This is a genomic window from Fictibacillus sp. 7GRE50 (assembly GCF_015903875.1).
In the GTDB taxonomy this organism is placed as follows: Bacteria; Bacillota; Bacilli; order Bacillales; family Fictibacillaceae; genus Fictibacillus; species Fictibacillus phosphorivorans.
Genome location: NZ_JACZDW010000001.1, coordinates 1,142,827 through 1,155,544, shown reverse-complemented (window position 1 = coordinate 1,155,544; position 12,718 = coordinate 1,142,827). Strand labels below are relative to the sequence as shown.

The window sequence follows — 12,718 nt, the reverse complement described above, 5'->3', positions numbered from 1 at the left end:
TTGATCAGAACAGAAGAGATGCTCCTCAACGTTGGGCCTCAGCATCCGAGTACGCACGGTGTTTTTCGAATCGTACTAAAAATTGACGGAGAGACGATCATCGAAGCTACGCCAGTGATCGGATATCTTCACCGAGGCACTGAGAAATTAGCAGAAAACCTTCAGTACACGCAGATTATTCCATACACAGACCGCATGGATTATTTAGCGGCCATGACGAACAACTACGTGATCTGCCATGCGGTTGAAACGATGATGAGTTTAGAGATACCAGAACGAGCGGAATATTTGCGCGTGATTGTGATGGAGCTCGGCCGCATCGCAAGCCATCTCGTTTGGTTCGGTACATATTTATTGGATATCGGGGCGATGAGCCCATTTCTATACGCGTTTCGTGAACGAGAAGCCATCATTAATATGCTGAATGAGATCTGTGGGGCTCGCCTTACGTTCAACTATATGCGTGTTGGCGGTGTGAAGTGGGACGCACCAGAAGGCTGGATCGAGAAAGTCCGAGATTTTGTTCCGTACATGAGAGAAGAGCTTGCTGGCTATCACGACCTTGTGACAGGCAACGAAATCTTCTTGAATCGTGTTAAAGGAATCGGTTACTACACGAAAGAAGAAGCACTGAACTTTTCCTTAAGCGGCGCGAACTTAAGATGCACGGGTACGAATTGGGATCTTAGAAAAGATGAACCTTATTCGATCTATGACCGTTTTGATTTTGATGTACCGGTGTTTCATACAGGCGATGCATGGGCGCGCTATCAGTGCCGCATGCAAGAGATCGAAGAATCACTCAAGATTGTAGAACAAGCGGTGAAACAGTTTCCAGAAGAAGGCCCTGTCATGGCAAAAGTACCAAGAATTATCAAGCCGCCAAAGGGTGAAGCCTTCGTTCGCATCGAGTCGCCTCGCGGAGAGATCGGCTGCTACATCGCGTCAGAAGGAAAAAAAGAACCTTACCGCTTGAAGTTTCGCAGGCCATCTTTTTACAACCTTCAGATTCTGCCAAAACTTTTAGTGGGTGAAAACATCTCCAACTTGATTACCATCTTAGGCGGGATTGATATCGTTCTCGGGGAGGTCGATGGCTGATGGAGGAGCTTTTATACGCACAGCCAGGCTGGACGCATGTTGCGATTTTCTTTGCGCTCGGCGCGGCATTACTCGTCACGGTGCTCGGTTTCGTAACATACGCGATTCTAGCCGAACGAAAAGTGCTCGGGTTCATGCAGATGCGAACAGGACCGAACCGGGTTGGAGGAAGATTCGGTCTTCTCCAAACGGTAGCAGATGTTTTTAAACTTTTGATAAAAGAAGACACCATACCGAAACTAGCTGATCGGCCGTTGTTCATCTTAGCACCGGTCATCGCATTTGCACCAGCGTTCATGGTGCTTGCGACGATTCCGTTCTCAGAAAACATGCAGTTCGCAGACCTCGGTGTCGGCCTTCTGTATTACGTAGCTGTTTCCGGAATCTCAACGATCGGCATCTTAATGGGTGGCTGGGCATCGAATAATAAATACTCGTTACTCGGCGGCATGCGTGCTGCAGCACAGATGATTTCGTACGAAATTCCGCTCGTCATCTCTGTAATCGGGGTGATTCTGTTCGCTGGAAGTCTAAACTTAAACGATATCGTAAGAGGACAAGAAAACATTGCGTACATCTTTTTAACACCGATCGGCTTTTTCGTTTTCTTGATTTCTTCCATCGCTGAGTTGAACCGTACACCGTTCGATTTACCTGAAGCAGAGTCAGAGCTCGTTGCAGGGTATCACGTCGAATACTCAGGGTTTCGCTGGGCGTTCTTCATGCTCACAGAATATGTATATCTGTTTGCAATGGCTTCCTTAACGACTGTCCTGTTTCTCGGCGGCTGGAATCCGATTCCGTTCTTAGATTTTATTCCAGGTATGCTGTGGTTCGGCGTCAAATTCAGCATCGTCGTATTTTTTATGATCTGGATCCGTGGAACACTGCCACGACTCCGCGCCGATCAACTGATGGGCTTTGCCTGGAAGGTCCTACTACCGCTAGCACTGCTAAACATTTTCGTCAGTGCAGCAGTTAAGGAATTGTTTTTATAAAAGTGTTTAGAGCAGACTGCTGGTTATTGAGGGTGTTGGTTTCCGTTACAGGTGTTCGCTTTCCGCGGGGCAGGCGGTGAGCCACATTCGAATGTTTTACATTTAAGTGTCTCACCCGCCCACCTGTCCCGCAGGAGTCTCACACCTTTCACTACAACCAATAGTTCAAAGAAGACGAAAAATGATTGAACAGCAACAAGCTTCTAGAAACTTCTAGAAAAAAGAATCTTATAGAATGACCTTAGCCATAACTTTAAGTTTCGAAGGTCAGGCTACAAATCATTGGAAGTATTACAAGCATACTTCCTCGAATAGTTGATTGGAGCGCAAGGTGCGAGACTCCTGGGGGATCAGCGGGACAGTTCGAAAAGTGGAAGTGGCTTGTTCAGCCCCGACAAGCAAAAGATAAATGGGTTTGAAGGCGCACTTTGCCTTCTTAGCCATTTAACTTTTGACCTCGAGGGGCTAGCCACTGTAACTAGACAGGTGAGACTCTTAACAGTGCAAGGCACTAAGAGGCTCACCGCACGCCCCCCGGAAAGCGAGCAACCTGGAGCGGAAATCAACACTTTCAAAATGCTCTACCAATCGAAAGACCAACGCATAAGGAGCGTGATCTCAGGATGAAAGGTCTTGTAAAAGGTTTAAGCTATACCGTCAAAAACCTAACAAAGCAAAACATCACAACAAGCTATCCAGACGTGCCGATTCAGATGCCTGACCGTTTCCGCGGCATTCAAAAATTCTATCCCGAAAAATGCATCGTCTGTAACCAATGCGCGCAGATCTGCCCGACCGACTGCATTCAGTTAACGGGGAAACCGCACCCAGATCCTGCGAAAAAAGGGAAGATCATTGATACGTACGACATTAACTTCGAAATCTGTATTTTATGCGATCTGTGTACAGAAGTCTGTCCGACTGAAGCGATCGTTATGACAAATCAGTTTGAGCTTGCTGAATACAGCCGTGATGAACTTTTCAAAAACCTCGAGTGGCTCGATGAGAACGACGAGAATGTTAGAAAGGAGAACAAAGCATGACCGGTGAAATGATCGCTTTTTTCTTTCTCGCTTTAACAGCCATTGCCGGCGGCGTTCTTCTTATTAACCTATCCAATGTCGTTCACATGGTTGTTGCTCTTATTTTTACGTTCATTGCCATTGCAGGAATCTATATCACACTATCAGCAGAGTTCGTTGCCGTTGTGCAGGTTCTTATCTATTCAGGAGCAATCACCATCATCATGCTGTTTGGAATCATGCTCACTCGTCATCAGGAAAAAGAAAAGCGTACACCACGGTTAAAAGTCATCTTAACGGGGCTTGCGATCGGACTTTTCTTCCTGATCATGTACGGCAAGATCAAAGACCTTGATTTTGGTCAGCAGAACGCAGAGCTTCATATTGATAATACGAAAAAGATCGGAATCGAGCTGTATTCGCATTATGTCATTCCGTTTGAGTTAACTTCTGTCTTGCTGCTTGTTGCCTTGATCGGTTCTATCATTCTGGCAAAGCGGGATGACGATGAAAAGGAGGCAAAAAAATGAGCTCTGTTCCTTTAGCAGCTTACTTAACGCTTGCCTTGATCCTTTTTTGCATCGGCTTGTTTGGAGCATTAACCAAAAGGAATGCAGTCATCGTACTGATTTCGATCGAATTAATGTTGAATGCGGTAAATATTAATCTCGTGGCATTTGCTAAATACTCAATAAACCCTGGATTAACAGGTCAGATTTTCTCGCTGTTTACGATCACGGTTGCTGCGGCAGAAGCGGCAGTCGGACTTGCGATTCTCATAGCACTGTACCGCAACAGACAGACGGTCAACGTGGATGAGATGGATACGATGAAGCGATAAGGAAGGAGATGGACGATTATGTTGCAGAATAGTTGGCTTATACCGTTGTTCCCGCTTTTATCCTTCGTTTTATTGCTGATTTTCAGAAAATCAAAAAGTGAGGGCACTGCATGGATCGGTGTGCTTCTAACCGGATTATCGCTCATTCTTTCTATCGGGGTTTGGATGGCGGTGTGGCAAGGTGACGGAATTAAGGTTGAAGGCACTTGGTTTGAGATTGGTGAGCAGGCCATCACGATGGGATATGAAGTCAATCCGCTTAATGCTCTTATGCTTGTGATCGTTTCACTCGTCAGTTTTCTTGTACATCTTTATTCAAAAGGATACATGCATGGCGATGAACGGTTTCCTGTGTTCTTTGCGTATTTAGGATTGTTTTCGTTTGCGATGCTCGGCCTCGTTCTATCTCCGAATCTATTACAGCTCTATATGTTTTGGGAGCTTGTAGGACTTGGTTCGTTTCTGTTGATCGGATTCTACTATTTTAAACCAGAAGCAAAAGCCGCAGCGAAAAAGGCTTTTGTGATGACCCGAATTGGGGACGTTGGTCTTTTTATAGGAATGGTTTTGCTATTTTGGCAGGTTGGTAGTTTTGAATATGACGAAATTTTTGCTGCTGTTCGAAATGGTGATATATCTTCTGGCATGCTGACACTTACGGCTTTATGTATCTTTGTAGGAGCGATCGGAAAATCAGGTCAGCTACCTCTTCATACGTGGCTGCCGGACGCGATGGAAGGTCCAACACCCGTATCAGCGCTCATTCATGCGGCAACGATGGTTGCAGCTGGGGTGTACTTGGTCGCTGCGATGTATCCGCTCTTCCAAGCTTCAGAAACGGCACTAACGGTCGTTGCTGTAGTAGGGGGAGTCACGGCGATTTTTGCGGCTTCGATCGGACTTATGCAAAAAGACATCAAACGCGTGCTGGCGTACTCAACGGTCAGTCAGCTAGGGTACATGATGCTCGCACTTGGCGCATCCGGCTATGTGGCAGGTATCTTTCACTTAACAACGCACGCATTCTTTAAAGCGTTATTGTTCTTAGCTGCAGGAAGCGTGATCCATGCTGTACATACACAAAACATAGAAGAGATGGGCGGACTTTGGAAAAAGCTCCGGCTGACAGGGCCTCTCTTTTTAATTGGTGCTCTAGCCATATCAGGAGTTCCGCTTCTATCCGGTTTCTTTTCAAAAGACGAAATTTTAGCCAGTACCTACGCAGATGGTCGTTACGGATTGTTCTGGCTGGCAGTCGTGGCAGCTTTTATGACGGCGTTTTATATGTTCCGTCTATTTTTCCTTGTGTTTACAGGAAAACCACGCGGTGATCAGAGTGGGGTACATGAGTCACCAAGTGTTATGACGCTTCCGATGATTGTACTAGGTGTTCTAGCAATCGTGGCAGGTTATCTGAATACAGCTTGGTTTGGTACGTTTTTAACGGATTACTTAGCAGGAGGTCCTGTTGAACTAGCGCATGGAGATCATCACGGTCCTAGCTGGATTCCGATCGTGGCGACAGCAGCGTCTCTTTTAGGAATCGGGCTTGCTTATCTGATCTACCAAAAAGGAGCGCTTTCACGCGATTGGATCACTCGATCGTTGCCAGGACTTAGCAACGTAATCTACAACAAGTGGTACGTTGATGAAGGATACGACGCAACTTTCGTTAAAGGAACGAAGGGTTTGAGCAAGCTTGGTGCCTTGTTTGATAGATATATCGTTGACGGACTCGTGGCAGCCGTTGTGAGTGCTGTTCAAGGACTGAGTAAGTTAGGGTCGCGCCTTCAAAATGGGCAGGTCCAATCATATGGTACGTTCGCCATCTTTGGCATCGTGATTTTATTGCTGATCGTCGCATTAACAGGGGGGTACTTCACATGAACACATGGCTTCTATCGATCTTAATTTTTTCCCCGTTGTTAGGCGTTTTGGTTCTCCTATTTACTCCATCTCATGATGAGAAATCGATCAAATGGATCGGGATATTAGGTACATTATTTCCGCTCGGAACAGCACTCGTTACATTGTCTGCTTTTAATAAATCGGGTGAAGGCCTTCAGCTTGCTGAGAAATTTCAGTGGGTATCTTATGAAGTCTTTCAAACGAATGGTGATGTGAGCTATCCGATCTTTTATGAAGTCGGTGTTAACGGTCTATCGATGGTGCTCATCTTATTAACAACGGTAGTGAGTGTCCTTGCTGCCATTGCATCCTTTTCGATCAAAAAGAATTGGAAAAGTTACTTCATATTGTTCTTTTTGCTTGAAATGGGCATGATTGGCGTGTTCGCCGCACAAAATTTATTTTTGTTCTTTATTTTCTTCGAGATCACACTCATTCCGATGTTCTTTCTCATCGGACGATGGGGTTATCTTGAAAAAGAAAAAGCTGCGTACAGTTTTTTGATTTATAACGGTGTTGGTTCAGCCATCCTTCTAATTGCGTTCGTGGCGATGTTCATGAAGACGGGAACGATGAATTTTGAGCAACTAGCTTACACATTCTCGCTTCCGCAATCTGAACTGAACGAGATGAACATCACGAAGGGTTTTAAGATGGGGATGCTGATCGCACTTCTACTCGCGTTTGCTGTCAAGCTGCCGGTTGCACCGCTGCACTCTTGGATGGTGAGGGTCCACGTTCAAGCGCCACCGCCGATCGTTATGCTTCACTCAGGAATTCTTTTAAAAATTGGGGCGTACGGTCTGATCGTTTTTGGGGCAGGGCTGTTTCCGGATCAGTTTGAGTCACTCGCTTTTATCATCGGATTGTTTGGCGTGATCAATCTGCTTTACGGAGCATTCTTGGCACTCACACAACGTGATATGAAGCGCGTCTTAGCGTATTCATCTGTCTCGCATATGGGAATCGTTCTGATCGGGCTCGCCGCATTAAACGAAGCGGGTATGACGGGTGCCGTGTTCCAAGTCGTTTCACACGGATTGATCTCGGCGCTGTTGTTCTTCTTAGTAGGCGTTCTGTATGAACGGTCGGGTTCATCTCAGTTAAAAGACTTTGGTGGGGTAGCCAAAAGGATGCCGATCTTTGCAGGAGTCTTGCTCGCAGGGGGACTCGCATCATTAGGACTTCCCGGAATGTCGGGTTTTATAAGTGAGTTCATGGCGTTTTTAGGATTGTTTGAGACGATGCCCGTGTTAGCAGCTGTAGGAACGTTAGGGCTGATCTTAACAGCCGTCTATGTGCTCCGCGCGGTGTTAGCGATAACGTTTGGTACTGAAAAAGAACTATCGAACGCACATGATCTTTCATCAACTGAACGAATTCCGGCGTTTATCTTGCTTGCAGCGATTTTGTTCATCGGCATCTATCCTGCATGGTTAAGTGATATGCTCCGTCCAACATTAGATAGTATTCTGCTAGGGTTAGGGGGCTAAATCATGGATCTAGATACTTTATTATCGTTTAGATGGAGCGTCATGCTTCCTGAATTTATTATCTTAGGTGTTGCGACCCTTTTATCTGTCATCGATCTTTTTATGAAAAAAGAATCGAGCCGGAAACCGCTAGCCTGGCTTGCTGGAGCAGGTATTCTAGCTGCCCTCATCACCATTTTTATGCAGCTCGATATAGAAGTAACATCCATTCTGTATGATACGTACAGACTTGATTCGTTCTCAAAAGCGTTTAAGATTCTGCTTTTGTTAGGAACGTTATTAGTGATTGTTCTTTCTTCCAATTATAAAAAAGAAGACCTGGAAGAAAACCGGGGAGAGTTTTATTATTTACTCCTTGCAGCTTTATTAGGAGCTATGATGATGGCGTCTAGCGCTGATTTGATCACATTGTTTGTCGGTCTGGAGCTTCTCTCTCTTTCTTCTTATGTAATGGCGGGACTTGAGAGGCGCAATAAACGAAGCAACGAATCAGCGTTCAAGTATATTGTATCTGGCGGAATCGCTACGGCCATCACCCTTTTTGGAATGAGTTACATTTTCGGATTAACCGGAGAGACGAACCTGTTCAAAATCGCAGAGAACATGGGGAACGTTGAACTGTTAGAGCACAGCTTTCTCATCGTCTTCGCGTTCATCATCACGTTTGCCGGACTAACGTTCAAGATCGCGGCTGCTCCACTACACATGTGGGCACCTGATGTTTATGAAGGTGCGCCTGTTCCGGTTACAGCATTCTTGAGTGTCGTGTCCAAAACAGCAGGCTTTGTGATCTTGCTACGAGTAATCATAATCTGTTTTATTGCGGCTCCAGGCATTGATAGTGAACCAATCCTGCTGCAAGTTCAGCCGTATGTGATGGTATTGGCTGCGGCAACGATGATTATTGGTAACGTTACAGCGCTTCGTCAACGAAATATAAAAAGAATGTTTGCGTATTCGTCTATCGCACAAGCGGGTTACATTTTAGTACCGTTCGTGTCAAATTCGTCATTAATTTTCGAACTGATTTGGTTCTATCTGCTGGCGTACTTGTTTATGAACATTGGCGCGTTTACCGTCATTCAGCTTTTAACAAGTCAAGAAGGTTCAAATGATATCGGCGTTTTCCGCGGATTGTTCCGACGCTCCCCGTGGCTCGCGGTTCCGATGACGTTCTTTATTCTTTCTCTTGCTGGAATTCCCATCACAGCTGGATTTATCGGTAAGTTTGGAATCTTTATGGGCGCGCTTGGACTTGAACAGCCACAATATTGGCTGGCTGCTGTAATGATGGCAACCACGCTCGTATCGTACGTGTATTACTTTAACATCATTGCGATCATGTTTTTCCGAGACAGTGAAGGAACGAAGGTTTCAATCCCAGGTGGAATGGCTGCCGTACTCGCTTTCTGTGCAGCATCCGTTCTTATCTTAGGGGTTATGCCAGATCTCGCACTCGATTTCTTTTACGGTAACTTTGATGTGAATGAATTCTTCATGCAGATTGAAACCGAAGTTCATACACATGATCATTGATTGTTGAGCACAAAGGATAGTCCATCAACCTTCTCCTTAGTTGGAGGTTGGTGGGCTTTTTTAATTTACTTAAAAAGAGGTTTTCCTAGAAATTATATGAGCTAGAGGTTAAAGGTTATTTCTGATAGATTGTTTGCTTTAAATTTTGTATTGCTGCTTTGACTGTTGATTGAAGTGTAGGATGCGAGACTCCTGCGGGACAGGTGGGTAGTCCTCAAAGTAGAGGTGGCTCGTTCAGTCCCGTAGGTGAATGGGTTTGAAGGCGCACTTTGCCATCTTAACCATTTAACTTTTGACCTCGAGTGGTTAGCCACTGCAACTAGCCAGGTGAGACACTTAAGAGTGAAACGTACGAATGTGGCTCACCGCCTGCCCCGCGGAAAGCGAGTATCTGAAACGGAAATCAACTACTTCCAAAAACAACAAAGCTTATGAAAACAGCTTTAAAGTAAATCTCGGCCCTACCCGAAAAAAATCCTCAAAAAAATAAGCCAAAACTACCGTAACTTCTTACGTTTTGTTTCGTCTAATCATAGTGAAGCGACTTTCTATCGAGATTTACATTTATTAGTCGTTACAACTTTTTGAACTTATCGAAAGAAAGGGCTTTCAAAACACCTTACTAGGGAAAAAGTATCTATCTAAAATGTTGGGAAAGACGTATGCTTAAGATGTCGAAATATGTAATGAGGAGGTCAGACTTTTAAATGATTCCAATCGGACAACAAGCTTTGTTACATATCATCGTACATCTATTGTTTCTCGTGATCTCTTGGTGGGCATTGCAGGCCGTTCATTTTGATAAATGGATCAAAAAAGGAAAGGTCATGCAAGCTAGAGTGTTATATATACTTCTAGTGATCAGCTTAGCAAGCATTGCGAGCGATTTCTTTCTTAAGTATCTACAGTATTCCAAAAATCTTAGTCAGCTATTTGGGTGATTTCACAACTGTTACAGAAGTAGTGGATTTGTCGGAATATGACTACAACTTCCACGGATATCCTCTGTTTCATTGGCAACAATGAGAAATAGAGAGGATGTGCTGGGGAATGAAAAAATGGACGATGACGATTACAGCGATTTTGCTATTGGTTATGATTACTTCTGGATATGCAAAAACAGATGAAAAAACAAATGAAGTTACACATATAATAGACGTTCTAAAGAAGAGCGGGGCAACGCCTGACAAATGGACTATGTATTTTCGTGGTCAAACAGGTTTTGCATCTAAAGGACTAGGGTATGTAAAACAAGCAGAAGAGCTTAAACGTAATTATCCTGAATTTAGCTGGGTGGTAACTGAAGATGAAGCCGGACATTATAAAATGACCGGACTATTTGAGCGTAATGATATCGGGGTTAGAGAGAAAATGACCGTCATTACATACCCCCAAAAAGACCAATCTGCATCGTATTTTATTTATGCGGTTGAAGGACTTGTAAATACAAATCAAAATTGGAAAGAAATCCAGAACCTGATTGATAGCCGTGTTGAACAATCAATTGGAGGAAATCCCAAAATTTTCTCTTGTGTTACCGGTACATACGGTGATAAAATGGTGGTTGATTTGTATTCGCAAGCAAATGAATTGGTACGCGCCTTTTCTGGTGATCCTGTCGAGGAACTAAAAGAAGAGACGTTTGTGTCGCTTTCTGCATATACTGAGCAGTGGGAACAAGCGATTTATACCGGTCATCAACATAAAATGAATCTTCAGGTGGCACTGCGATCTGAAGGATTGGGCAGCGGAACAACTGTCACAATTGGCACACCAATAATTACGTCTGAATATTAATATACAAATTGGACGCGGAGGGGAATATCGTTGGAAAAAATCATTGTCCGTGGTGGTAGGCGGTTAGAAGGCTCTGTTCGAGTTGAAGGAGCTAAGAATGCCGTACTTCCTGTCATCGCAGCATCCATTTTAGCAAGTAAGGGCAAAAGCACGATTAAAGACGTGCCGAGTCTAGCTGATGTGTTTACGATTAACGAAGTATTACGTTATTTAAATATTGATGTAGCATTTGAAAACGGTGAAATTTCTGTTGATGCTACAAACGAATTGAAAACTGAAGCACCATTTGAGTATGTCCGCAAAATGAGAGCATCATTCCTAGTTATGGGACCGTTGCTTGCTCGTGTTGGATTGTCTCGTATCGCACTTCCAGGAGGATGCGCGATTGGATCACGTCCGATCGATCAGCATCTAAAAGGATTTGAAGCGATGGGTGCAACAGTAAAGATTGGGAACGGATTTATCGAAGCAAAAATTGATGGCCGCTTGCAAGGTGCAAAGATTTATTTAGACTTCCCTAGTGTAGGAGCTACTGAGAATATAATGATGGCTGCAACACTTGCTGAAGGAACGACTATCATCGAAAACGCTGCAAAAGAACCAGAAATCGTATGTCTAGCTAACTACTTGAACGCGATGGGTGCTACAGTAATCGGTGCCGGAACAGGTACGATCCGCATTGTCGGAGCTGAAGAACTTGTTGGTGCTGAGCATACAGTAGTTCCAGACCGTATTGAAGCTGGTACGTATATGGTAGCAGCAGCGATCACACAAGGTGACGTTTTAGTTGAAAATGCAATCGCAGAACACCTACGTCCTTTAATCGCAAAAATGGAAGAGATGGGTGTACAGATTCAAGAAGAAGGAAACGGACTTCGTGTTCGCGGACCTCGTGAATTGAAACCTGTTGATATTAAAACAATGCCACATCCAGGATTCCCGACTGACCTTCAGTCGCAAATGATGGCGCTATTGCTTCGTGCGAACGGAACAAGCGTAATCACGGAAACTGTATTCGAAAACCGTTTCATGCACGTGGAAGAATTCCGCCGCATGAATGGTGATATTAAAATTGAAGGCCGTTCTTCTGTAATCAACGGACCTGTAAATCTGCAAGGTGCTGAGGTTGCTTCAACTGACCTTCGCGCAGGTGCTGCTTTGGTACTTGCTGGGCTTGTCGCTGAAGGTTACACGCGTGTAACTGAACTGAAGCACATCGACCGCGGATATGTTGATTTCACTGGGAAATTGGCTGCATTAGGTGCTGACATCGAGCGTGTAAACGAAGATGTGAAAACAACACCTGCAAAAGAAGAGCAATCATTAAAAAGTAATTTAGCATAATATATGATAAGAGGAACCCTTTCTCATTGTTGAGGAAGGGTTTTTCTGTTTTCTTAGTGATCCTGTAGTTATGAAAGCTGTATTTCAATTTTTCGGTACGTGTTCTTATATTTTGTTACACGTTCGCCGGTAAACTGGTGGTGAGCACCTGAAAAAGTGTGTAGTTCCACCTGAACGCAGCCCCTTATCACCTATGATTCATGCTCAACCACCTGTAATTGATATTTTTCCACCCTCATCCAAGATTTTAGAGGTACCATCCGTTTAATTCATAGCGTATTCGGGAAATCTAAACCGTATACTTATACTTTTTTATATTAATGAAGGGATGTCGAACTCATGCTTTGGACCATTATCGGAATATTAGTCGTACTGTGGTTATTAGGTGTTATTTTTAAAGTAGCCGGCGGTATCATTCATATCTTACTTGTAATCGCATTGATCGTTTTTGTTTTAAATTTTATTAAAGGCCGAAAATCGAAATAGCTGTAAAAGCTGGCTTTCATAGTCAGCTTTTTTTAATGGAAAATTTTCGTCTTATTTTCTCGAACAAAGATAAAAAAACAGTTCCTAATACCTGCTTTTTGTTGAAAATTTTTGCTTTTAGTACGATATAATTAAAATTATAAGAATAGTTTGAAAATACAAAGAAAGGTGCTATTATAAATCCACTGGCTT

Annotated in this window: 14 protein-coding genes; 13 read left to right on the top strand and 1 reads right to left on the bottom strand. The window is 43.9% G+C overall.

Annotation, left to right across the window (positions count from 1 at the left end; genetic code table 11):
* Together IHV12_RS05630 and nuoH are read left to right on the top strand one after the other, a co-directional pair.
* Entirely contained in the window at positions 1 to 1,101 is a 1,101-nt protein-coding gene (locus tag IHV12_RS05630; protein WP_197190162.1) for an NADH-quinone oxidoreductase subunit D, read from the top strand.
* On the top strand, positions 1,098 to 2,099 hold the full coding sequence (gene nuoH, locus IHV12_RS05625; RefSeq protein ID WP_197129877.1) for an NADH-quinone oxidoreductase subunit NuoH: 1,002 nt from the start codon (positions 1,098 to 1,100) through the stop codon (positions 2,097 to 2,099). Before IHV12_RS05630 ends, nuoH begins: the two co-directional genes overlap by 4 nt.
* On the opposite strand, the gene IHV12_RS22860 is transcribed toward nuoH, so the two are convergent.
* Positions 2,080 to 2,214, bottom strand: coding sequence for a hypothetical protein (locus tag IHV12_RS22860; protein ID WP_255552547.1), 135 nt, complete (start codon positions 2,212 to 2,214; stop codon positions 2,080 to 2,082). The two genes, nuoH and IHV12_RS22860, sit on opposite strands and share 20 nt — an antisense overlap.
* 508 nt (positions 2,215 to 2,722) lie before the next feature.
* Here IHV12_RS22860 and nuoI point away from each other — a divergent pair.
* The 11 genes from nuoI (at position 2,723) to IHV12_RS05570 (ending at position 12,526) form a co-directional block, all read left to right on the top strand.
* Complete coding sequence (nuoI, locus tag IHV12_RS05620) at positions 2,723 to 3,142, top strand: NADH-quinone oxidoreductase subunit NuoI (RefSeq protein ID WP_197128313.1); 420 nt, start codon at positions 2,723 to 2,725, stop codon at positions 3,140 to 3,142.
* Positions 3,139 to 3,651: an NADH-quinone oxidoreductase subunit J gene (locus IHV12_RS05615; RefSeq protein ID WP_197190161.1), complete on the top strand. Its 513-nt coding sequence runs from the start codon at positions 3,139 to 3,141 to the stop codon at positions 3,649 to 3,651. Before nuoI ends, IHV12_RS05615 begins: the two co-directional genes overlap by 4 nt.
* Positions 3,648 to 3,962, top strand: a complete 315-nt coding sequence (gene nuoK, locus IHV12_RS05610) for an NADH-quinone oxidoreductase subunit NuoK (protein WP_066398890.1) — start codon at positions 3,648 to 3,650, stop codon at positions 3,960 to 3,962. The genes IHV12_RS05615 and nuoK overlap by 4 nt, the downstream gene beginning before the upstream one ends.
* A gap of 18 nt (positions 3,963 to 3,980) precedes the next feature.
* Complete coding sequence (gene nuoL / locus IHV12_RS05605) at positions 3,981 to 5,849, top strand: NADH-quinone oxidoreductase subunit L (RefSeq protein WP_197190160.1); 1,869 nt, start codon at positions 3,981 to 3,983, stop codon at positions 5,847 to 5,849.
* Positions 5,846 to 7,363: a complex I subunit 4 family protein gene (locus IHV12_RS05600; protein ID WP_197190159.1), complete on the top strand. Its 1,518-nt coding sequence runs from the start codon at positions 5,846 to 5,848 to the stop codon at positions 7,361 to 7,363. The genes nuoL and IHV12_RS05600 overlap by 4 nt, the downstream gene beginning before the upstream one ends.
* 3 nt (positions 7,364 to 7,366) lie before the next feature.
* Positions 7,367 to 8,899 (top strand): NADH-quinone oxidoreductase subunit NuoN, encoded by a 1,533-nt coding sequence (gene nuoN / locus IHV12_RS05595; RefSeq protein ID WP_197190158.1) that lies wholly within the window; start codon positions 7,367 to 7,369, stop codon positions 8,897 to 8,899.
* Between the two features lie 246 nt (positions 8,900 to 9,145).
* Complete coding sequence (locus IHV12_RS05590) at positions 9,146 to 9,334, top strand: hypothetical protein (protein WP_197190157.1); 189 nt, start codon at positions 9,146 to 9,148, stop codon at positions 9,332 to 9,334.
* A gap of 272 nt (positions 9,335 to 9,606) precedes the next feature.
* Positions 9,607 to 9,840, top strand: a complete 234-nt coding sequence (locus IHV12_RS05585; protein WP_137791098.1) for a DUF1146 family protein — start codon at positions 9,607 to 9,609, stop codon at positions 9,838 to 9,840.
* A 109-nt stretch (positions 9,841 to 9,949) separates the two neighbouring features.
* On the top strand, positions 9,950 to 10,696 hold the full coding sequence (locus tag IHV12_RS05580) for a YwmB family TATA-box binding protein (RefSeq protein ID WP_197190156.1): 747 nt from the start codon (positions 9,950 to 9,952) through the stop codon (positions 10,694 to 10,696).
* Positions 10,697 to 10,726: 30 nt separating this feature from the next.
* Positions 10,727 to 12,040, top strand: a complete 1,314-nt coding sequence (gene murA, locus IHV12_RS05575) for a UDP-N-acetylglucosamine 1-carboxyvinyltransferase (protein ID WP_197190155.1) — start codon at positions 10,727 to 10,729, stop codon at positions 12,038 to 12,040.
* Between the two features lie 339 nt (positions 12,041 to 12,379).
* A complete protein-coding gene (locus IHV12_RS05570) occupies positions 12,380 to 12,526 on the top strand; it encodes a lmo0937 family membrane protein (RefSeq protein ID WP_137791095.1) in 147 nt (48 codons plus the stop codon).
* Positions 12,527 to 12,718 lie beyond the last annotated feature (192 nt).